Annotated in this window: 15 protein-coding genes, 1 tRNA gene, 1 pseudogene and 1 CRISPR repeat array; of the genes and pseudogenes, 12 read left to right on the plus strand and 5 right to left on the minus strand. The window is 71.0% G+C overall.

Annotated elements, in window-relative coordinates; translation table 11 throughout:
* Positions 1-609: 609 nt before the first annotated feature.
* The 6 genes from sigK (at position 610) to BL253_RS27160 (ending at position 9,573) form a co-directional block, all read left to right on the plus strand.
* On the plus strand, positions 610-1,254 hold the full coding sequence (gene sigK / locus BL253_RS27135; protein ID WP_076820136.1) for an ECF RNA polymerase sigma factor SigK: 645 nt from the start codon (positions 610-612) through the stop codon (positions 1,252-1,254).
* A complete protein-coding gene (locus BL253_RS27140; RefSeq protein ID WP_076820137.1) occupies positions 1,251-1,997 on the plus strand; it encodes an anti-sigma factor in 747 nt (248 codons plus the stop codon). Before sigK ends, BL253_RS27140 begins: the two co-directional genes overlap by 4 nt.
* Positions 1,998-2,342: 345 nt before the next feature.
* Positions 2,343-3,161: a response regulator transcription factor gene (locus BL253_RS27145; RefSeq protein ID WP_076820158.1), complete on the plus strand. Its 819-nt coding sequence runs from the start codon at positions 2,343-2,345 to the stop codon at positions 3,159-3,161.
* A 116-nt stretch (positions 3,162-3,277) separates the two neighbouring features.
* Positions 3,278-5,320 carry a sensor histidine kinase gene (locus BL253_RS27150; RefSeq protein ID WP_081438738.1) on the plus strand — a complete coding sequence of 681 codons (2,043 nt, stop codon included), beginning with the start codon at positions 3,278-3,280 and terminating at the stop codon, positions 5,318-5,320.
* Positions 5,321-5,623: 303 nt separating this feature from the next.
* Positions 5,624-7,003, plus strand: coding sequence for a bifunctional glycosyltransferase family 2/GtrA family protein (locus tag BL253_RS27155; protein ID WP_420801725.1), 1,380 nt, complete (start codon positions 5,624-5,626; stop codon positions 7,001-7,003).
* Positions 7,000-9,573 carry a glycosyltransferase family 39 protein gene (locus BL253_RS27160; protein WP_076820139.1) on the plus strand — a complete coding sequence of 858 codons (2,574 nt, stop codon included), beginning with the start codon at positions 7,000-7,002 and terminating at the stop codon, positions 9,571-9,573. The genes BL253_RS27155 and BL253_RS27160 overlap by 4 nt, the downstream gene beginning before the upstream one ends.
* A 272-nt stretch (positions 9,574-9,845) precedes the next feature.
* Here BL253_RS27160 and BL253_RS27165 read toward each other — a convergent pair whose 3' ends face one another.
* Positions 9,846-10,940 (minus strand): LysR family transcriptional regulator, encoded by a 1,095-nt coding sequence (locus BL253_RS27165; protein WP_241835191.1) that lies wholly within the window; start codon positions 10,938-10,940, stop codon positions 9,846-9,848.
* Between the two features lie 83 nt (positions 10,941-11,023).
* Here BL253_RS27165 and BL253_RS27170 point away from each other — a divergent pair, with 83 nt between their 5' ends.
* From BL253_RS27170 to BL253_RS27180, 3 genes are all read left to right on the plus strand, one after another.
* Positions 11,024-12,025 carry a threonine ammonia-lyase gene (locus BL253_RS27170; RefSeq protein ID WP_076820140.1) on the plus strand — a complete coding sequence of 334 codons (1,002 nt, stop codon included), beginning with the start codon at positions 11,024-11,026 and terminating at the stop codon, positions 12,023-12,025.
* 354 nt (positions 12,026-12,379) lie between these two features.
* The gene (locus tag BL253_RS27175; protein ID WP_076820141.1) at positions 12,380-12,841 is read left to right on the plus strand and encodes a MaoC family dehydratase; all 462 of its coding nucleotides are present in this window, start codon (positions 12,380-12,382) and stop codon (positions 12,839-12,841) included.
* A gap of 81 nt (positions 12,842-12,922) precedes the next feature.
* Positions 12,923-14,089 carry an acyl-CoA dehydrogenase family protein gene (locus BL253_RS27180; protein ID WP_076820142.1) on the plus strand — a complete coding sequence of 389 codons (1,167 nt, stop codon included), beginning with the start codon at positions 12,923-12,925 and terminating at the stop codon, positions 14,087-14,089.
* Positions 14,090-14,200: 111 nt separating this feature from the next.
* On the opposite strand, the gene BL253_RS27185 is transcribed toward BL253_RS27180, so the two are convergent.
* From BL253_RS27185 to tatA, 4 genes are all read right to left on the minus strand, one after another.
* Complete coding sequence (locus tag BL253_RS27185) at positions 14,201-15,055, minus strand: HpcH/HpaI aldolase/citrate lyase family protein (protein WP_241835192.1); 855 nt, start codon at positions 15,053-15,055, stop codon at positions 14,201-14,203.
* Positions 15,056-15,270: 215 nt separating this feature from the next.
* Positions 15,271-16,434 (minus strand): alkaline phosphatase family protein, encoded by a 1,164-nt coding sequence (locus tag BL253_RS27190; RefSeq protein WP_241835193.1) that lies wholly within the window; start codon positions 16,432-16,434, stop codon positions 15,271-15,273.
* A gap of 200 nt (positions 16,435-16,634) precedes the next feature.
* The gene (locus tag BL253_RS27195) at positions 16,635-17,849 is read right to left on the minus strand and encodes an amidohydrolase family protein (protein ID WP_076820144.1); all 1,215 of its coding nucleotides are present in this window, start codon (positions 17,847-17,849) and stop codon (positions 16,635-16,637) included.
* Positions 17,850-18,426: 577 nt separating this feature from the next.
* The gene (tatA, locus tag BL253_RS27200; protein ID WP_076820145.1) at positions 18,427-18,762 is read right to left on the minus strand and encodes a Sec-independent protein translocase subunit TatA; all 336 of its coding nucleotides are present in this window, start codon (positions 18,760-18,762) and stop codon (positions 18,427-18,429) included.
* Positions 18,763-19,407: 645 nt separating this feature from the next.
* On the opposite strand from tatA, the gene BL253_RS27205 reads away from it, so the two are divergent.
* From BL253_RS27205 to BL253_RS41900, 3 genes and pseudogenes are all read left to right on the plus strand, one after another.
* Positions 19,408-19,480: transfer RNA gene (locus BL253_RS27205), tRNA-Arg, on the plus strand.
* Positions 19,481-19,562: 82 nt separating this feature from the next.
* Entirely contained in the window at positions 19,563-20,771 is a 1,209-nt protein-coding gene (locus BL253_RS27210) for a tyrosine-type recombinase/integrase (RefSeq protein WP_081438741.1), read from the plus strand.
* Between the two features lie 252 nt (positions 20,772-21,023).
* A pseudogene (locus BL253_RS41900) lies at positions 21,024-21,299 on the plus strand (type I-G CRISPR-associated protein, Cas3-extension family); the annotation flags it as partial.
* 191 nt (positions 21,300-21,490) lie between these two features.
* Positions 21,491-22,031: direct repeats of the CRISPR family, unit length 28 nt; unit sequence TCGCTCCGCCCGCAAGGGCGGACGATCA.
* The last annotated feature ends 117 nt before the right edge of the window (positions 22,032-22,148 follow it).

The following is a 22,148-nucleotide window of genomic DNA, read 5'->3' on the forward strand; positions in this document are numbered from 1 at the left end:
TTTTGGCGGCAGAAAGCTGGTCGACCGTGCCGCCAGAACTGTAGCAGCGGGCCTGATGACCCGCAAAGCAAGCGCCGTTTCCGAGGATCACACCCGGCTGGCGCCGGCTGGATAAAAGCATGTCGTGACACGGTTGGCAAAAATGGCATCGCCCCGTTTAGATCGCGGTTCCCCCCCGCGAAATGCGATCAGGCTTCCTGTCGACTCGGTCGACCTTACGAGTCACCTGCCCCGCGCCCTGGCCACGGCACGCCGGCGACCGGTCTCGGCCTCGGCCTCGGATTCGGGCTCGCTCCCCAAGATCCAGCGCCCACGCCGCCTACCGGACGCACGCGCGACGCGGACCGTGACGTCCGCGCCAGGGTCGGCTGGCCGGACATCAGGACCGGACATCAGGACCGGACATCGGGACCTGGCATCGGGACCGGGCAGCCGGATGTCCCAACTGCCGGCCAACCCGTCATGTGATCCTTCGTTCATGTAAACAGTCGGAGACGATCCAGGGGTTGGGCAATCCAGAAGAGCCGCCGCGTCGAACTACCAGTAACCGCGCCACAAGAGGGCGCGGCCGGCAGTGACGCCACACTTGTGACCCGGAGGTTCCGGCCCATGCCTCGACCCGCGGACGATGACGACGGCCGAGCGCTCTATGCCGTCGCAGCGCCCGACTACGGCGCCAGTACCACCAGCGATGGGCTGGCAGCTCCGGAGCAGTTGCTCCAGCGCGCCGGCCGGGGCGACAACGCCGCGTTCGCCGCCTTCTACGACCAGCTGTCCCCCAAGGTCTTCGGCCTGGTCAAGCGGGTCGTGCGCGACCCGGCTCAGGCCGAGGAGGTGACCCAGGAGGTCTTCGTCGAGATCTGGCGGCTCGCGGGCCGCTTCGACCCGGCCAGGGGCAGCGCCGCCGGCTGGGCATGCGCGCTCGCGCACCGCCGGGCCGTCGACCGGGTGCGTTCCGCCCAGGCGGCGACCGACCGGGAACGGCGGGTCGGCGCGGTGTGGGCGACGCCGGAGGGTGACGCCGGCTACGACGAGGTCACCGAGCAGGTCGAGCTGCGGCTCGAGTACGAGCGGCTTCGCCGCTGTCTCGGCGGTCTCACCGACCTCCAGCGCGAATCGATCATGCTGGCCTACTACAACGGCCACACCTACCGGGAAGTCGCGCACCTGCTCTCGACTCCGGTACCAACCGTGAAGACCCGTATGCGCGACGGTCTCATCCGCCTGCGCGACTGCCTGGGGGTGGGCGCATGACATCGCCGTCGCCGGAGGCACACCTCCTGACTGGCGCCTACGTGCTGGATGCGCTGGACACGCGCGACCGGGCCGAGGTCGAGGCGCATCTCGACCACTGCCCGACCTGTGCCCGGGAGGTCGTGGAGCTGCGCGCCGTCGCGACGATGCTCGGGGAGGCGGTACCGGAGACGCCGCCGTCCTCCCTGCGGACGTCAGTGCTTCACGAGATCGACCAGATCCGTCAGCTGCCGCCCGTCGTGCCCGTCGTGCCCGGCGACGACCTGCGGCAGCGGCGCGAGCGTCGCCAGCTGAAGGTGATCGCGGTCGCGGCCGCCGCCGCGGCGGTCGTGGCGCTGGTAGGCCTCGGCGTCGTCGGGGCCGTGTCCGTCGACCAGCGCAACCAGCTCGCCGCCCAGCGGGCGCGGGTCTCGGACCTTGACGCGGTCGTCGCCGCCGCGGCGGCCAGCTCGGCGCAGCCGATGACCGGCGGCGGGACCCTCGCGGTGATCCCCTTCGGCGACCGGGCGTACGTCGACGTCCGCGACCTGCCGCCGCTTCCCAACAACCGGGTGTACCAGCTGTGGATGTCGACGCCTGACGGGGTCAAGTCCGCGGCCGTCGTCGACGGTAACGCCGGCAGGGCGACCCGCCTCCTCCAGCTTCAGCGCAACGTGAGGTCGGTGAAGGTGACCGTCGAGCCGGCCGGCGGCTCCAAGCAGCCCACCACTCCCGCCATCGGCACCGCCACCGTCCGCGACTGAGGACGGTAGCCACAGCGGATCTTCAGGGTGGCCGTCGGCGGATCTTCAGAGGCCGCTGGAGAACAACCCCTCGGCGGCTTCCTGACGTGCCTTGACGTCCACTTGACGTCCACGCTCGGCGGGTTGGCGCGGTCCACAGGTCTTTCACAGGGACGGCTCAGGAAGTCCACAGACAGCGGGTCCAACCTTCCGGGTATGGCATGGCGCGAACCGGTTCCGACCACCGTCCTGGGCGCTGGCAGCGGTGTCCCTCCCGAGGCGGGGCCGGGCGTCGCGCCCACCGCCGATCCAGCCGGTACGCTCCCGGCCGGATCGGCGGCGTACGCCTCCGCCGCGGTGGTGTCGATGGAGCCCGCCGGGCCGCGAGGGGCGCGCGGGGCGTCGTTCGAGCCGCGCGCCGCCGACGGCAGGGCGCTGCGCGTGCTGGTCGTCGACGACGAGGCCGTGCTGACCGAGCTGCTGACGATGGCGCTGCGCTACGAGGGCTGGGACGTCGCCGGCGCCGGCACGGGGAAGACCGCGCTGCGGATGGTCGACGAGTTCCAGCCCGACGCGGTCGTGCTCGACATCATGCTGCCCGACATGGACGGGCTCGCGGTGCTGCGCTCGATGCGATCGGTCCGCCCCGATATCCYGGTGCTGTTCCTGACCGCCAAGGACGCCGTCGAGGACCGGGTTCTCGGGCTCACCGCCGGCGGCGACGACTACGTGACCAAGCCCTTCAGCATCGAGGAGCTCGCCGCCCGGCTGCGCGGGCTGATGCGCCGGGTGCACGGCAAGGTCGCGGCCCCGCGCAACGTCCTCGTCGTCGGCGACCTCAGCCTCGACGAGGACAGCCGAGAGGTCTACCGGGAGGGCACGGAGATCCACCTCACCGCGACCGAGTTCGAGCTGCTCCGCTACTTCATGCGCAACCCGCGCCGCGTGCTGAGCAAGGCGCAGATCCTCGACCGGGTGTGGAACTACGACTTCGGCGGCCAGGCGAACGTCGTCGAGCTCTACGTCTCCTACCTGCGCAAGAAGATAGACGCCGGCCGCCAGCCGATGATCCACACGATGCGCGGCGCGGGCTACGTGCTCCGGCCTGTCGCGCCGGTCACGCCGGGGACGCCGGCCGCGTCGGCCGCGCCGACGAGCCGGACACCCGCGGCGACATCGGAGTGAACGTCGCCGTGGCCGAACGGCGGTCGTCCCGTTCGCGATGGTCGCCCCACCCGCGATGGCCGTCCCGTCCGCGGCGATCATCACGCTCGCCGCGGCCGCCGCGCGCGCCGCGGCGGATGCTCGCGCCCTGGCGCTGGTCTCTGCGGGCACGCCTGCTCGCGCTGCTGCTCCTGCTGCTGACGGCGGTCTCCGCGACGATCGTCGGGGTGACCGTCCTCGAACTGCGTTCCTACCTCGTCAAGCAGGTCGACGGCCGTCTCATGTCGGTGGACGACAGGTGGCGGAAACCGCCGCCGGACCTCTTCGCACGGCTGCTTTACGGCGACGCGCCGGGGTACGCGAACCAGCCGCCGGCCGGGGGCGACGGGCTGGGCGCGGGCGACCTCGCCTCCGGCGGGACAGACCCTGACAGCGGCGCGCCATTCGAGCGCGGGACACGCCCTCCGGCCTGGCAGGGCACGCCGCAGGCGTTCCTGCTCGCCCAGCCGCCAGGCACCGTGGCCGCGCGCGTCGTCAACGGCAAGGTCGATGCCTCGGGCGTCCGGACGAAGGACGACGACATCGCGAAACTCCCCGCCGATGTCGCGGACAAGCTCGCCGCCGTGCCCGTCAACCGGGCGGTACAGACAATCACGCTCGGCGACCTGGGCGACTATCGCGTGATGGCCCGACCGGTCCCTGACGGCAGCGTCGTGGTCGTGAGCGCTCTGCCGCTCGGCGAGGTCGACGCCACCGTGAACCAGCTGCTCATCATCGCCGGTGGCGTCGCCGGCGGCGGGGTGCTGCTCCTCGGGGTGATCGGCGCGGTGACCGTCCGGCGGACGCTGCGGCCGTTGCGCCGGGTCGCCGCGACCGCGGCCCAGGTCGCGGAGCTTCCGCTGGACCGGGGCGAGGTGACGCTGCGCGTCCGCGTCCCGGAGGTCGACACCGATCCGCGGACCGAGGTCGGCCAGGTCGGCGCGGCGCTGAACCACATGCTGGGCCACGTCGGCGCGGCGCTGGCCGCCCGGCACGCGAGCGAGACGCGGGTCCGCCAGTTCGTCGCCGACGCGAGCCACGAACTGCGTACGCCGCTCGCCGCGATCAGCGGCTACGCGGAGCTCACACGACGGATCGGCGACCGGATCCCGGGCTCCGGCGAATCGGCGGGAACCTCGGTGCCGCCAGAGATCACGTACGCGATGAGCCGGGTGGAGTCCGAGACGAAACGGATGACCGCGCTGGTGGAGGACCTGCTCCTGCTCGCCCGGCTCGACTCGGGGCGCCCGCTGGAGCATGGCTGCGTCGACCTGTCCATGCTCGTCGTCGACGTGGTCAGCGACGCGCACATCGCCGCGCCCGGCCATCAGTTCCGCCTGGACCTGCCGCCCGAGCCGGTGACGGTCCGCGGCGACCAGGCCCGCCTGCACCAGGTACTCGCGAATCTGCTGGCCAACGCCCGTACGCACACCCCGCCGGGCACATCCGTCACCATCGCCCTTGAAGTCCGCCCCGCGGCCGCCGCGGCTCCTGTGCCCTCCGCGCCGGCGGCCCGGTCCGCCGCGACAAAGGCCGCCGTGCCAAGGGCCGCCGCGACGAAGCCCGCTGTGGCAAAGCAGGCCCCGTCGAAGCAGGCCCCGTCGAAGCAGGCGGTGCCGAAGCAGGCGGTGCCGAAGCAGGCGGTGCCGAAGCAGGCGGTGCCGAAGCAGGCCGTATCGAAGCCGGTCGCGCCGCGGTCGGCCGCCGACATCCTGGAGGCCGGCGAGATCCGGCTCTCGGTGACGGACGACGGGCCTGGCATCCCGGCGGAACTGCTGCCCAACATCTTCGAGCGGTTCGCGCGGGGCGACTCGTCGCGATCCCGGATCGCCGGCAGCACCGGGCTGGGACTGGCGATCGTCGCCGCCGTCGTCGAGGCCCACCATGGACGCATCACCGTCGCCAGCGTTCCCGGCCGCACGGTCTTCACCGTCGTACTTCCGATCACCCAGGCGCCGTTGCCGCCGGCGGTCGCGGGCATCGCCGGCGCACTGTGCACGGCGGTCGGCGCCGCGGGCTCCGTGGATGCCGTGGATGCCGTGGGCTCCGTGGGCGCCACGGGCGGCCCAGGCCGGGCTGTCGCCGTCGGGACCGGTGGCGCCGAGCGTGGCTCACGCCCGCCGATCTCCACGCCCGGCTGACGACACCGACGGCCGTGAGCCACGCTCGGGCATTCGACCCCACGGCGGGTCGACCGGCCCCGGACCGCCGGCCGCGAGCGGTTCGTTCTGTGCGCGGATCGGTGGTTCCTGTCATATTTTTGACGCCGCTGGCCATATGTTCGCGACGTCGGGCGACGGCCCTCTATCCGCGTTGTTTCGTCACGTTTTCCATGCGTCTTCCGGGGGTTCAGGAAAAGGAGAACGCCCGTGCGGTGGAGCATTCACAGCCGGCGCACAGGCTGCCGCAATGGAGCGCACAGGACCGGCACCGAACCTGGGTCCATGGCCACGACAGTGCATCCGCAAGGCGGCACCACCGCGATGGTCGAGCACAGTCCGGCTCGATCTCCTCATCCGGGGGCGCGTCCCCTGCTGGACGTGGTAATCCCGGTATACAACGAGGAGTCCGATCTACAGCCGTGCGTCACCCGGTTGCACCGTCACCTCGCGGAAACATTTCCCTATCCCTTTCGGATCACGATCGCCGACAACGCCAGCACCGACCGAACGCTGGCCGTGGCGAACGAGCTCGAGGCGGGGATGCCGGAGGTAACGGTTCTTCACCTCGACGCGAAGGGCCGCGGCCTCGCGTTGCGCGCGGCCTGGGGCCTGTCCCAGGCGCCGGTGCTCGCCTACATGGACGTCGACCTGTCGACGGACCTGGGCGCGCTGCTGCCGCTGGTCGCGCCGCTGATCTCCGGGCATTCGGACCTGGCGATCGGGACCAGGCTCGCGCCGGGCGCCCGCGTGGTGCGCGGCCCGAAGCGCGAGGTGATCTCCCGCTGCTACAACCTGCTGCTGCGACGGGCGTTGTCGGCCCGGTTCTCCGACGCGCAGTGCGGCTTCAAGGCGATCCGCGGTGACGTCGCCCATGCCCTGCTGCCGCTGGTGCAGGACACGGGCTGGTTCTTCGACACCGAGCTGCTCGTGCTGGCGGAACGGTCCGGGCTGCGGATCCACGAGGTTCCGGTGGACTGGGTCGACGACCCGGACAGCCGCGTCGACATCGTCGCCACCGCGCTCGCCGACCTGCGCGGAATCGCGCGCCTGGGCAGGGCGCTGGGGACCGGGCGGCTGCCCGTCCGGGAACTGCGTGCCCAGCTCGGTCGCGCGCCCCTGACGACGGATTCGCCCGAGGGGCCCGAGGTACCCGAGGCGTCCGGCCAGCGGCAGCTGATCCAGCAGCTCGCGCGGTTCGGGACCATCGGGGTCGCGAGCACCGCCGCCTATCTGGTCCTGTTCGTCCTGCTGCGCGCCCCGCTCGGCGCGCAGGGGGCCAATCTCGTCTCGCTGCTGCTCACCGCGGTCGCCAACACGGCCGCCAACCGCCGGCTGACATTCGGCCGGCGCGGCGTCGGCGCCCGCAGCCAGGTCGAGGGACTGGTCGTCTTCGGCCTCGGCCTGGCACTGACGAGCGGCGCCCTCGGCGCCCTGAAGGCGTTCGCTCCCGACGCGGGCCGGGCGTTCGAGCTCGCCGTGCTGATCGGAGCCAACCTCACGGCCACGCTGCTGCGCTTCGTCGCCTTCCGCGCGTGGGTGTTCCACCCGCGGCGCGACGGTCACGCGAACGCGCCCAGCCTTCAACCGGCGCGGCCGAGTGAGCCAGCGCCCGGCAGCCTCTTCCAGCCCATCCGTCCTCGCCAGCCAGAGCAGGAGTCATGACCTCCGACCAGGGTGCCTGGGGCGCTCCTCGATACGCCGCCGGCCAGAATCCGGTGGCCGACCACCCGTATCCCGTGGACCCGAGCCGGGTCGCCGTCGTGGACACGTGGCCTGGGCAGCACAGGCTCGCCGGCTCGCCCGCCGCCGGCTCGCCCGCCGCCGGCTCGCCCGCCGCCGGCTCGCCGGCCGCCGGTCCGGCCGTCGCCGAGCCGGCCGTCGCGGATCCGCCTCCCGGCGAGACGCCGCCAGGCGTGCCGCCGCGTCGCGGCGGGTCGCGGCGTGCCCGCTCCGGTGGGGCCGCCGGCCGGCCGGGGCGGTTCGCTCGGCTTGTGCGCGGCCGGCCGGAGGACCCGCGGTGGGCGCGGCCCGCCCTGCTCGTCCTGCTCGCCGCGACCGCGGTGCTCTACCTGTGGGACCTCGGTGCGTCCGGCTACGGCAACAGTTTCTACGCGGCCGCCGTGCAGGCCGGCACGCTGAGCTGGAAGGCACTGTTCTTCGGCTCGATCGACTCGTCGAACTACATCACCGTCGACAAGCCGCCCGCCTCGCTGTGGATGATGGCGCTTTCCGGACGGGTGTTCGGGTTCTCGAGCTGGAGCATGCTCGTGCCGGACGCGCTGTGCGGCGTCGCGAGCGTCGGTCTGCTCTACGCCTCGGTGCGCCGGGTCGCCGGGCCGGCCGTCGGACTCGCCGCCGGGGCGCTGCTCGCGCTCACGCCGGTAGCGGTGCTGATGTTCCGGTTCAACAACCCGGACGCGCTCCTCGTCCTGCTGCTCGTCGCCAGCGCCTACTGCGTGACGCGGGCGCTGGAGGTCGCCTCCTGGCGGTGGCTCGGCCTGGCGGGTCTCGCGATCGGGTTCGGATTCCTGACGAAGATGCTCCAGGCTTTTCTGGTGCTGCCGGTGTTCGCGCTGGTCTACCTGATCGCCGCGCCGACCCGGCTGCGTGCTCGGATCGGGCACGTTCTCACGGGTGGGGCCGGCGTGATCGTCGGCGCCGGATGGTGGGTGCTCGCGACCGTGCTGTGGCCGGCGAGCTCTCGGCCGTTCATCGGTGGCTCCGGGAACAACAGCGTGCTCGGCCTCGCCTTCGGCTACAACGGGCTCGGCCGGATCTTCGGCGGGGACGGCAACGGCGGCGGTGGTGGTGGCGGGCGCGGCGGTCCGGGCGGGACGGCCTCGGAGGCGCTGTCCGCGCTCGGATCGGCCGGCCAGCAGTACGCGGGCGGCCTCGGTGCCGCGGGTGCGGCGGGCGGGGCGGTGCCTGGCATGAACGGCGCGACCGGCTCCGGTTCGGCCGCGTCCGACGCGGTGAGCGGCGCGCTCGGCGGGATACCGGGCGCGGGCCCGGGTAGTGGGTTCGGCGGCGGTGGCGGGCCCGGCGGCGGAGGGGGCGGCTTCGGCGGGACGGCCGGCCTCGGTCGCCTTTTCAACCAGAACTTCGGCGCCCAGATCTCCTGGCTCATTCCCGCCGCGCTGATCCTGCTGGTCGGCGGCCTGTGGGTGACCCGGCGAGCCGCCCGCACCGACCGGGCACGCGCCGCACTGCTTATCTGGGGCGGCTGGCTGGTCGTGACCGGCGTCGTCTTCAGCTACATGGAAGGCACCATTCACGAGTACTACACGGTCGCGATCGCCCCTGGCCTCGCCGGAACGATCGCCCTGGGCGCCCGTGAACTGTGGCGAACGAGAAACGAGATCGTCAGCCGGCTGCTGCTGGCGCTGAGCGTGGGCGTGACCTCGGTCTGGAGCTACGTCCTGCTCGGCCGCACCGACTGGCAGAGCTGGCTGCGGATCCCCGTCCTGGTCGTCGGCCTGGTCGGCGCCGTCGCGCTGCTCCTCTGGCCGGTCCTGCGGACGTCACCCGTCCGCCGGTCCGCGGCCGTGCTCGCCCTGGCCGCCGTGATCTTCGGGACGCTGGCCGCGCCGACCGCCTATGCCCTCGAAACAGCCTCGGTGCCGCACACGGGTTCCATTCCGCTCGCCGGGCCCAGCTCGGCCGGTGGTCCCGGCGGTGCCTTCCGGTTGAGCGGCGGTGGCGCGCCGGGGCAGGGCACCGCGAACGGCCAGGAAGGTACGTCGAACGGTCAGGAAGGTGCCTCGAACGGCCAGGGGAGCGCCACGAGCGGCGAGGAAGGTGACCTGACCGGCCGGGACCGCGGCTTCGGCGGTGGCGCTGGCTTCGGCGGTGGCGGTATGGAGGAGCAGACCGACGGCGCGGTCACCCAGCTGCTCGCCAGCGGGTCCGACGGGTATCGGTGGGTGGCCGCGGTCAGTTCGGCGCAGAGTGCCGCGTCGCTGGAGCTCGCCACTGGAGGCCTTCCGGTGATGGCGATCGGCGGCTTCACCGGCAGCGACGAGGTCCTCACGCTGGACCAGTTCAAGCAGTACGTCGCCGACGGCAAGATCCACTACTACCTCGGTGGTGGCGGAGGCGGTGCCGGCTTCGGGGGCGGTCCCGGCGGGGGCAGCGGCGCCAACTCCCAGATCGCCAGCTGGGTCCAGGAGACGTTCACGTCCGTCACTGTCGGAAGTCAGACCGTCTATGACCTGACGAAGCCGGCGAGCTAGCCACCCTGGCGACATTCGCCCATTCCGGAACGACCTCTTGAGAATCAGTCAGACGTTGCGCGCCACCGGTGGCGCGCAACGTCTGACTGATCTTGATTTCGAGGATGCCGGCGACAGGCGGACGTTCGCTGGAGTGACACTCGCAGGCCCGTCAGGCCCGTCAGGCCCGTCAGGCCCGTCAGGCCCGGCCAGCCGGCGCTGGTACCGGCGCCACGGAGCCGGTACCAGCGCCGGCTGGCTGTTGATCGTGGCTGTTGGTCGCTGTGGCGGCCCTAGTCCTTGGCTGTGGCCGAGGACGTCCAGGTGGCGGCGGCGGCCTTGAGGTGGGCGAGGAGCGCGGCGGTGACCGGCGGGTCGGGCGGCTCGCCGTGGACGGCGGCGCTGACCGCGCGGGTCAGGCCGGGCAGGGGAGTCGCCCGGACGTCGGGGTGGCGGTGGGCCTGCAGGGCCAGGCCGGGCAGGGTGGTCACGCCGAGGCCGGCGGCGACGAGCGCCTGGACGGCCAGGTAGTCGTCGGTCGTGAAGGCGATGTCGGGGTTGAACCCGGCGGCGGCGCAGGAGCTCAGCAGCGCCGTGCGGCACCGCTCGCAGCCCGCGATCCAGCGCCTGGCGCGATGGTCGGTCAACCGGTCTCCCGCCAGGCCCGCCGGGGTCACGAGATAGATCGACTCGGTGAGCAGCGCCATCCGGCGTAGACCGTCGTCCTCAGGTTCGATCCACGTCGGATCAGGCGACAGCCGTTCGTCCCGCGTTGGCCGCGTTGGCCATGGAAGCGTCGCCGTCGCTGATGCCGCCGTCGCTGATGCCGATGCCGACGGCGTCGGTGCCGGTGCCGGCGTCGGCGTCGGTGCCGGCGTGACCGGTGTCCGGTCGCCAGGCGAGGCCTTCGGGTGTTCGCCCCGCGTGGGTAGGTCTCGGTAGGCGAAGAGCAGGGCGACGTCTGCCTCGCCGGCTCGCAGCAGGCGAATGGCGTCCGGCGGCTCGGCCTCGGTGAGGCGCAGCTCGACGCCGGGATGGTCGGCGGCGAACGCCGCCGCGGCCGCGGGCACGAACGTGCCGAGCGCCGACGGGAACGCGACCAGACGGACGCGACCGGCCCGCAGGCCGGTGTAGGCGGCGAGCTCCGCCTCGGCCGCGTCCAGCCGGCCGAGGATCTCCTCCGCCCGTTCCGCCAGCACCAGACCGGCCTCGGTCAGCCGAATCCCACGGCCGACGCGCTGGACGAGCTGACTGCCGGTCTCCGCCTCCAGCCGGGCCAGGTGATGGCTGACCGACGGCTGGGCGTACCGGAGGGCCCGGGCCGCGGCGGTGACCGAGCCGTGGCGAGCGACCGCGACCAGCACGCGCAGCCTGGTCACGTCCAACACGAGGCCAACGTATCAATATCATTGATAGTTTCGGACGAAATCTGGCATTGGACCGATAGAAGACCGCGGCCGATCATGGTCACATGAGTGACCGTCCTGCCTCCCGGGCCCTTCCGACCTTCGCCGACATCGCCGCCGCCCGGGACCTGCTGGCCGGTCACCTGCCCGCCACCCCGATGTGGACCTATCCGGCGCTCAACGCCGCCCTCGGCGTGACCATCTACATCAAGCACGAGAACGTCCAGCCAACCGGGGCGTTCAAGGTGCGTGGGGGCCTGACGCTGCTCGCCAGCATGCCGCGCGAGCGGCGCGCTCGCGGGACGATCACCTACTCGACCGGCAACCACGCCCAGTCGATGGCCTACGCCAGCGGCGCCTTCGACGCCCCGTGCACCGTCGTCATGCCGGCGAGCACCGCCGCCTCGAAGGTCCGGGCACTGAGCGCTCTCGGGGCCACCGTCGAGCTGCACGGCCCGGACATGGCCGCCGCCCAGACCCGTGCCGAGGAGATCGCCGCCGAGAGCGGCCAGCTGCTCGTCAGCCCCGGTGACACCCCCGAGCTCATCGCCGGCGTCGGCACGGCCTATCTCGAGGTCGTCGAAGCGCGGCCCGACCTCGACGCGGTGATCGTCCCGATCGGCAGCGGGACCGGCGCCGCCGGCGCCAGCCTGGTCACCGCCCGGCTCGCGCCACGATGTCGGGTGATCGGCGTCCAGTCGTCGGGCGCGCCGGCCGCGCACGACTCGTGGCGGTCGGGCGGGTGCGTGCGCCGCCCGATCCGCACCAGCGCCTGCGGCCTCGCCACCGGTCGGGGCTATGAGGTGCCGCAGCGGGTCCTGCGCGCCGGCCTCGCCGACTTCCATCTCGTCGACGACCGTCAGATCACCGCCGCCCAGCGCCTGCTCGCCAGCGACGCCCACACGCTGGCCGAGGGCGCGGGAGCCGCGTCGCTCGCCGCGATCCTCGCCCGTCCGGGTGACTTCGCCGGCCAGCGCGTCGCGGTCGTCGTCACGGGCGGCAACGCCTCGGCGGCCGAGATCGCGGCCCTGGCCGCGGCCGAGGACGGCCTCACGGCCGCCGCGTAGGAGAGCGCGAGACCGACGGGTCGGAAGAGCGCGAGAACGACCGGTCTGAAGAGCGCGAGACCGACCGGTCTCTCGGGACGTGACTACTGGCTCACGAGATGGCGCTTACCGGCTTGCGAGACGATAATTCTCGACTGTGGAGAGGCGGACCGCTGACGAGTGGCGGTACGCGCGACTTCTCCGGGGCGCGACGGTCGCTCGGCATGCTGTAGTGGGCGGTATGGCCCGCCGACGGCGTGAGCGGACCGGCCTGGGACGGGCGCGGCCCTGGCCGACGCGTACGACCATGTGTGGTCCCAGGTGCCGGAACGCCCCGGCACCGCACCTGAGGAGGCGAGTGCACTGAGCCGGAGAATGGGTTCCTGGTTCGAGGAACTTCCGGTCGGGACGGTCGTCCGTCACGCGATCACCCGGACGCTCACCGAGACCGACAACGTGCTGTTCACCACGCTGTCGATGAACCCGCAGCCGCTGCACCTCGACCACGACTTCGCGTCGAAGACCGAGTTCGGGCGGCCGTTGCTGAACTCGATGATGACGGTCGCGACGGTCGTCGGGCTCGCCGTGCCGGAGCTGACGCTCGGGACGACGGTCGCGAACCTGGGTTTCGGCTCGATCGAGTTCCCCAAGCCGATGTTCGCGGGCGACACCCTGCACGTCATCACCGAGGTGACCAAGGCGCGGCTTTCCAGCTCGCGCCCCGGCGTCGGCATCGTGGAGTTCCGACACGACGGCTACAACCAGCACGACGAGCTGGTCTGCCGCGCTTTCCGGTCCGCGATGATGCACTGCCGGCCGGCCGACGAGGCCGAGTAGCCCTCGACCGTGTGCCCCAGCCCCTTGCCGTTCGCCCTGACCTAGGCCACGCGGGCCGCATTAGAGACGCGAGGAGTCTCCATGGAGTTCGAGGAACCGCCCGAGCACACCGCCATCCGCGAGGCCGTGCGCGACATCTGCAAGGGGTTCGACGCCGAGTACTGGCGCCAGCACGAGAAGAACCACGAGTTCCCCTGGAAGTTCCACAACGAGATGGCCGCGGCCGGCTGGATCGGCACCGCCATCCCGGAGGAGTTCGGCGGCGGCGGTGGCGGCATCACCGAGGCCTCCATCGTGATGGAGGAGGTCGCGGCCTCCGGTGGCGCGATGAACGCCGCCAGCGCGCTGCACATCTCCGTCTTCGGCATGAACCCGGTCGTCAAGTACGGCTCCCAGGCGCAGAAGGAGAAGTACCTGCCGCGCGTCGCCACCGGTGAGCTGCAGGTCGCCTTCGGCGTCACCGAGCCGGACGCGGGCACCGACACGACGTCGATCACCACCCGGGCCGTCCGCGACGGCGACGACTACATCGTGCACGGCCAGAAGGTGTGGACGACCAAGGGCCACGTCGCCGAGAAGGTGCTGCTGCTGGTCCGGACCACTCCGCTGGAGGAGGTCCGCAAGCGCACGGACGGCATGACGCTGCTGCTCGCCGACCTGCGCCGGCCCGAGGTCGACATCCACCAGATCGACAAGATCGCCCGCAACGCCGTCGGGTCCTGCGAGGTGCGCTACGACGGCCTGCGCGTCGATGGGTCCGACCTGGTCGGCGAAGAGGGCAAGGGCTTCAAGTACCTGTTGGACGGCCTGAACCCGGAGCGCATTCTCATCGCCGCCGAGGCGCTCGGCATCGGCAAGGCGGCGCTGCGCGTCGCGACGCAGTACGCCAACGAGCGGGTCGTCTTCGGCCGCCCGATCGGCAAGAACCAGGGCATCGCCTTCCCGCTGGCCGAGGCGCACATGCGCCTCGCCGCCGCCGAGCTCGTCATCCGGCAGGCCTCCTGGCGCTACGACCAGGGCCTTCCGTGCGGGGAGCACGCGAACTCCGCGAAGTTCCTGGCGTCCGACGCGGCGTTCTTCGCCGCGGACCGGGCGATGCAGACCCACGGCGGCTTCTCGTTCGCCACGGAGTACCCGGTGGGCCGTTTCTGGGCCGAGTCGCGGCTGATGAAGATCGCACCGGTGTCACAGGAGATGGTCATGAACTACATCTCCGAGCACGTCCTCGGCCTGCCCCGCTCCTACTGACCGGTCAGGCGGTGCCCGGCGGCCGGGCCGAAACGTCGTCCAGGACCTGCCGGATCGACCACGCACATTCCGTCGATCCGGCAGGAATCCCGGCGGTCAGCCCGGTCAGCCTCAGCGGCCGATGGCGAGAACGCGCCGGGCCTGCAGGACGAGGGGGACGTCGACCATGCCGCCCTCGAAGTTGATCGTGCCGCGCCCCTCGCGCTGCGCTTCCTCGTAGGCATCGAGCAGCCGGCGCGCCCGGTCGTACTCCTCGGGCGACGGGGTGAACGCCTCATGCGCCAGTGCGACCTGTCCCGGGTGGATGCACAGCTTTCCGCCGTAGCCAAGGTCCCGGGCGAACGAGGCCTCCTCCAGGAACCGTTCCCGGTCGTTGATCGCGGTGGTCACCTGGTCGAGCGCCACGACCCCGGCGAGCCGGCAGGCGATCGCCACCTGCGAACGGGCGTACAGCACCTCGGCGTTCGACCGGGTGCGCCGCCCGCCGAGGTCGGCGATGAAGTCCTCGGCACCGAAGTACGCCGCGTCGACGCGGGCGTTCCTGGCGGCATGGGCGAGCACCTCGGCCGCCCGGTGCACGCCCGCGACCGACTCCAGCCCGTACATCACCGCTCGGTCGGCCACCCCGCGCGTGCGCAGCGCCTCGTCGAGCCGGTCGACGTCCTCGATCGTCTCGATCTTCGGCACGACGATGCCCTGCAGGTCGAGCGCCGCGTAGCAGTCCAGGTCGGCGTCGAAGTTATCCGCGTCGGTGACACCGTTCACCCGCAGCATGACCGCGCCGCCGAACTCGGCCCGCAGCTTCGGCACGGCGGTGATGGCGCCGTCGCGGCCCTCGGGCTTGGCGCCCAGCGGCGTCCCGTCCTCGAGGTCGACGATCACGATGTCGGCACCGAACCGGGCCTGCTTGGCGATCAGGTCGGGCCGGTTCGCCGGGGTGAACAGCGGCGACCGCCACCGCGCCACGCGGCCATCCGCCGGCCCGCTCTCTCCCAAGGTCATGGCGAGAACGCTAGCGGCCTCGGCCCGTCGGCTCACCTCGGATGTGACGCACTCCGATCCACGTCCGTCCACGCCGATCCGCCGGGCCTTGATCGCGGTTTCTGCTCTCGGCGCCTCGTGAACGCCGACGGCGGATCACAGCCACCGCAGGGCACAGGCGACGATCAAGCTTAGGTGGATCAGCGAGAGAAGCGGATCAAGGGGATGAGCTGCTCGGCGGGGGTGAGGGAGCCGTGGTGGCCGCGCATGGTGGTCAGGCGGGGTTCGGCTTCGGGGCGGACGAGGACGTTGGTGCCGCGTGCCGCCGCGATGACGTCGCCCAGGCGGGGGATGGCCTGTTCGGTGATCTTCGGCCCGAACCAGCCGTCCGCCACCGCCTGCTCCGCCGAGATCACCCACGCGCGCTCGCCGAGTGCCTCGCGCCACGCGGCGAGGACGTCGCCGGCGGCGCCGGGCCGGGCGTAGACGTAGCGGGCGCGCGGTTCGCCACCGATCGCGCGCACCCCGGCCGTCAGGTCGGCCCGCCCGTCCAGGCTCACGTGATCGTCCTCGCCGACGGCGACCATTCCGTGGTCGCCCGTGACGACGAGCGTCGAGCCGGCGGGAAGCTGCTCGGCGAGCGTCGCGACCAGCCTGTCGACCAGCGCCAGCTGCGCCCGCCAGCCCGGCGACGACGGGCCCAGGGCGTGCCCGGTGGTGTCCAGGTCGCTGACGTACGCATAGACAAACCCCGGCTCGCGCAGCGCCTCGATGACGCGCGCGACCAGGGTGCCCCACGTCGACGCGCCGGAGAACCGGCTGCCGCGCAGCGCCATCCGGCTCAGCCCCGAGTCGCGGTAGAGCGACGAGGAAACGACCGTGACGGCGGTCCCAGCCGCGGTGGCCCGCTCGAACGCGGTCGGCTCGGGCTGGGTCCGCTCAGGCGTGACAATGCCCAGCGCCGAACTGTCCCGGCCCTGGAACTGCCAGCGCAGCGCGTTCAGCAGCCCCTCGGCACCCGGATAGGGCTCCCAGAGATAGCCGACCACCCCGTGCTCGCCCGGCGTGAGGCCGGTGCCGATCGAGGTGATGCTGGTCGCGGTCGTCGAGGGATAGCAGGTCGTCAGGGCCGCGGCGCGGTGAGCGGCCAGCGTCGGCGCGACGTCGGCGTTCCCGACCACGAGCTCGTCCCCCAGCCCGTCCACGAGGAGCAGGCAGGCGGAACGCGCCTCACCCAGCCCGAGCCGGGGCGCCTCGGCGAAACCTCCGGCCCCGACCGCGCCCAGGAGCGCCGGCACCAGCTCCGCCAGCGAACCCTCGCCATACCGGGGAAGCTCGGGAGAGGTCAGTTTGGGAGATCGCACGCCCCAAGTCTCCCGCGCTTCCCGCCCCCGGTCGAACCAACAGAGCCGCCCGAACCGACGCCAACCCCAACACGGGCTTGATCGCTGTCTGGGCCCTCCGGTGGTCACGATCCCGGGGCGCGCTGGCAACCACGGCAGGGCACAAACGGTGATCGTCCTTGCCGCGGGGTGGGCGATCGTCGGCTCGGGGCGGCCGTGGGTTAGGCGGCGATCAGTTGGGCCTGGGCGTCACGGAGGGCCTTGTTCGCGTTCTCGGGGAGGGCGTCGAGGGGCGCGGCTACCTCCTCGACCGTCGGGCCGTACTGGGCGGCCAGCGGGGCGAGGGCGTCGAGGTCGAAGTCGTAGAGCCTCGCGGCGTTGCCGGCCAGGATGTCACGCAGCTCGGTCTCGGGCAGGTGGTGCAGCACCTGACGGATGGCTTCCAGGGTGAACGGCGACGTGCCCTCGTCATGCGGGTAGTCACTGCCCCACATGAACCGGTCATGCCCGACCACGTCGCGGGCGGCGATGTCGGCGGGACGGGGGAAGCTCGCGCCCGACCAGCAGTTCTGCCGCCAGTACTCGGTCGCCGAGCGCGGGATCGCGTCCTCCTTGCGGTACTTGAGCTCACCGATCGCGCCGCCGCGGATGCTCTCGAGCACCCCGTCGAGCTGCTTGAGCAGCGGCGGGATGGCGGCGGCCGACGACTCGGTGATGACGAACTTCAGCCGCGGGAACTTCTCGAACATGCCGGCGAGCAGCAGGTGGACGAACGGCCGCATGCCGTAGAAGCCCACCTCGCTGATCATGAGCGCGGGCGTGGCCGGGTAACGGCCGTAGTTGGGCGAGCCGGTGCCGCCGTGCAGGTTGAGCGGGATCTCGAGGTCCTGGATCGTCGCCCACAGCCGGTCGTACTCCGGGTCGTAGAGCGGCTTCACCCACTTCACGTCGGGCGCGACGTTCGGCAGCAGCACGCCGCCGCGCAGGCCGTGCTCCTTGATCCAGGTGATGTCCTCGATGGCGTCGTCGATGTCGTTCAGGAAGAACTGTCCGACGCCGGCGCGCTGCGCCGGCTTGCGGGCGCAGAAATCCGCGAGCCACCGGTTGTGCGCGTGGATGCCGGCGCGGCGGTGGCGGTATTCCTCGGCGGTCGGCGGGCCGGCGAACAGTACGAAGCCCGGGTAGAACGGCGGCACCGTGTTCGGGAAGATGACCTCGCCGACGACGCCCTGGGAGAGCTGGTCGCGATCGCGCCGCTCGTCATCCCAGTTACGGACCCGCAGGTCGGTGTCGCGGAGGTCCTTCCACGGGTTCTTGTACTTGCCGCGCCAGGCGTCGAAGTCCTCCTTGAACGCCGGGTCGAGGTACTCGCGGTAGGTCTCATGGTTCGCGCCGGCGTGGGTGTCGGCCGAGATGATCGTGTACCGGGCGGCCACGGGCACTCCCTGGTCTGGTCGGAGGGACGTGCCCACAATAGAACGTCGTTTCAGTCTGGCGTGTCAAGGAGACCCCAGTCGGCGAGCGCGTGACCGTGGTCGCCTTGGCTGGCGCTTCTGGCCATCGCCTGGCCGTCGCCTGACTGTCGCCGGATGGCACCGCCCAGCTGAGGCTTTGTCCTGCAATGGAGTTCTCTCCGCCGCAGTGGTACTGCGTCAACGCGGGTGCCTCGGGAAGACGAGTGCCCTGGAAAGGCGGATGCCCTGGGAAGGCGGATGCCCTGGGAACAGGGTGTGGTGGCCGCCCGGACCGATGGTGCGGCCTGAGGCGCGGGGCCCGTCTCGCCGCGGTCGGTCCGCCACTGATCACGTTCGCTGGAGGTTGATCGGCACGCCGAGTCTGGCTGGGGGAGGGGGCTCCGGCTTGCCGGGTATTGCCGTGCCGCGTTTCATGATCCGGTGCGATTTTAGGAGCTCCAGCTCCGAGGATCCCACCAGATCATGAAGGGCTCTCGCGTCCGGCGTCGGCGCTCGCCTCACCGCGACCGCCGCTCGGGGGATGTCGGGGAGGCGGGTGTCAGCTGGCGCTGGCCGCCTTGTCGGTCGCCACGGCAACCTCGGTCACCACGACGGCCTCGGTGGACTCGGCGGGGTGGGCGGCGGTGGCGCTGGCCGTCGGGGCGGTGTTGTCGGCGGGCATCGACGCGGCAGGCGCCGCGATGGCGGCAGCCGGAGCGATCTCAGCCGGAGCGGCGTGCGCGCCACTCTCGTCGCCCATGGCCTTGACCTCGGACTTGAAGATGCGCATGGAACGGCCGAGCGAACGCGCCGCCTCGGGCAGCTTCTTCGAGCCAAACAGGACCAGCACCACAACCGCGATAATGATCAATTCCGGAGCGCCCAAATCTGGCATGTGCGCTTCTCCCTTCCCGCTCACGAGGTCGGCATAAACGCCAGACCGTGACTGATATTACGGCTTCGCCGGGCGACCCGCGCGTGACCACGAGGACCCTCGCGTCTTGTGCGGTCTCCACGTCGAAATCCCGACGAGGATCATCCAGCCGCGAATAGATGATCGTAGGACGGATGCTGTCGCTGGACGAAAATCGGAAGCAAGAAATGCCCATGCGGTCGGCTTCCTGTCCCTGTCTCGGCGGTGAACGCGAGGTGCTGGATCGGCATCATTCGCCGGTCGCTGTGCCGATCCCTGGTCGGCCCGCGGCCGAAACCCACGATCAACTGTGGACCGTCCCTCTCAAGTCCAGTCCGGCGGACGGCGACCTCCGACGAGGCAAGATGTGTGACTGCCATCACTACCTGAGTCGCCGCGCAGGGTGGGTGGGTTGCGCCACCGTGGCCACGAACGTGACCGATGGCCTGATCTCCGGCCTCGTCTCTGCGGCCTCGTCGTCGACCGCCGGCCACCGGCGGCCAGTCCTGGCCGACGTCCTCCGGGCCGAGCCTCGACCCGCCATACCGGTTCGATCGTCACCCCGTCCGTGCTGTAAGCTCCTACCAGTCAGCCGCCAGGCGCGGCAGGCACCGCAGGACGTAGGACGCGCTCGTAGCTCAACGGATAGAGCATCTGACTACGGATCAGAAGGTTGGGGGTTCGAGTCCCTCCGAGCGCACCCCGTCTGACCTGGGCGTTTACTGCTTCGGCGGTGTGCGCCCAGGTTGCGCATCCCTATAACCATCCCTATAGCTATAGGGATGGCAGCGCCGTATAGGGATGACAGGCAGCGCGCACCCCGAGGCACCGGCTCGCTGCGCGAGCGCTCCCCAGGCGTCTGGGAGATCCGGATCGTGGTCGGCTTCGACCCAGCCCGAGACCGCAGCGTGCAACGTTCCTTCACCGTCCGCGGCGACCGCGAACAYGCCGAGGCGCGACGGCGGGAGCTGGTCGCCGACGTCGGGATCACCCGCGTGGACGTCACAGCCGTCGGGGGCCGTACGACCGTCGGCGAGTTGCTGGAGCGTTTCCTCGCTGGTGCGCACCACTGGYGACCCGCAACTCTGGCCTCACATCGGCATGTGGTCGGCACGCTGCTAGTTGATCGGCTGGCACGGCGGCGGGTATTTGGGCTGACGCCTGGCTATATGCGGGCGACGATCCGCCGCTGGCAGCAGGAGCGCCTGTCGGTGCCGACGGTGTCCGGCCGGTGGCTGGTGCTGCGCTCGGCGGTGTCCTGGGCAGCCGACGAAGAACTGCTGCCTATCAATCCGCTCGCCGGGATGCGTGGCCCGCCGAGGCCGGTACCGCGACTTCACCACACCCTCGACGAGGTCCGCCAGCTTCTACGGACCGCGGAGGCCCAGGTCGCCGCCGCCGAGCGGGCCGTCCGTGCACGCCCGGACCGCTCCGGGCTGGTGCGGGCGCTGTTCACGGCCGAGCAGAACCTGCTGCTGGTCCGGGTCGCGGCCGACTCCGGTGCCCGCCGGGGCGAACTGGCTTGCCTGCGCCGCAGCGATCTGGACGGCCGGGTGCTCACCATCGAGCGGGGCCTGTCCGGCGGAGTTCTGGGCCCGACGAAGTCGAAACGCACCCGCCGCCTCACTCTCGGCCAGACCACCGCCGACATGATCACAGCTCACTTTGAGACCTGGACGGCACACGTCGGCCCCTCGACCGCCGATTGGATCTTTACCGCGTCACCTGAGCGGAGCACGTCCATCACCGCGGACGTGCTCTCGCACCGATTCCGCCGCCTCGGTCGCGCCGCCGGCGTCGAACGACCCGCCCTACACCGCCTCCGACACGGCGTCGCCACCTACCTTGTCGGCACCGGCAAGATCCTCAAGACCCAGGCCCGCCTTGGCCACCGCGACGCCGCCACCACCCTGCGCCACTACTCCCACGCCATACCACTCGACGACCAGAACATCGCCGACGACCTCGACGCCCTCCTCAACCATCACTAAAGCGGATGAGCAGGGCAAACTCGTCAATTACACGGTCGGGTCCGGCCGGTCGGAGCCTGGCTGGTCTGAACGAGGCTCGCTGACGCCTATTTTCCGACGGATCGGCTCTCTCAAAAGCAGCCTCGTGCACAATAGGCCCGTGTCGCAGGACCTTCAGGTTGTCCTCGAGTACATCGACGGCGACGACCTTCCTTCCATCGAACGTTTGATCGAGATTGGCAACCAGTCCATCAAGACGCTCGGTCTGCCGCCCTCGTCACCACCGCCTGCGACCCTGGCTGGAAAGAAGGCGCCTTCCGCTGGCCTCTCTGGAACGCCCCCGCGACCAGCCGCGTCATCATGTCCCCGCTCGCCCACCCCAACCTGACCAAGCTGACCCAGCCCCAACGCGAACTCCTCGGCATCCAGCGCGTCCTCGCCGCCCCCATACGGCGCACCGACCAAGGCGGCTACGGCTCCTTCGGAGCCCCCGCCGACCTCCCCCCAGCTCGTACCCCCACCGACCTCGCCACCAGTCCGACACCTTGATCCCAAAGAGTCCACCGAGCGCGTTGCGAGTGCTCTGATCACTAACCAACACGCGGGACCGCTCGACGCAGGTCAGACCCCCTGCACCTGTACTTTGACACCTCCATAGTGCGCCATAGATGATCTCTCCGGCGGACCGCTCGCAACCGTCTACATATCGGCAGCTCAACGCCCCCGTCTTCCAAGAGCTGTCGCTCCGCCTGCAAGGGCGGACGATCACTGAAGCTACTGCGCTTGTGTCGTACGAGGGACCGCGCGTCCAAGGTCGCTCCGCCCGCAAGGGCGGACGATCACCGAAGCCTGAACTGCAGCCGGGTCGGGATCGCATCGACGAGCGGTCGCTTCGCCCGCAAGGGCGGACGATCATTGAAGCAAGGGTATTCCCGGGATCCGGATCATCGTCTCGGGCATCGCTCCGCCCGCAAGGGCGGACGATCATTTAAAGCCTGCGGTTCCCAAGCACGGTGTACCCGTCGGGGGAATCGTCGCTCCGCCCGCAAGGGCGGACGATCACTGAAGCAAGAAGGTCGCCGACCACGTCACCCCGGTCACCAAGTCGCTCCGCCCGCAAGGGCGGACGATCACTGAAGCGGGAAGCGCGAACGCGCTTGGACGATCAAGGATGCGATGTCGCTTCGCCTGCAAGGACGGATGACCACTGAAGCTTGCCTCCGGTGCCGACGCCCCGGACGATCGTCGCCGTGTCGCTCCGTCCGCAAGGACGGACGATCACTGAAGTATGATCAAGGACGGACGATCACTGAAGTATGATCCAGACGTCCCCATTTCCCGAGGGGATTGGTTGGGCGCACCGTCCTCCAGGACGGACGATCACCGAAGCGGCACCCA

Origin of the sequence: Pseudofrankia asymbiotica (assembly GCF_001983105.1) — a bacterium.
Classification (GTDB): Bacteria; Actinomycetota; Actinomycetes; order Frankiales; family Frankiaceae; genus Pseudofrankia; species Pseudofrankia asymbiotica.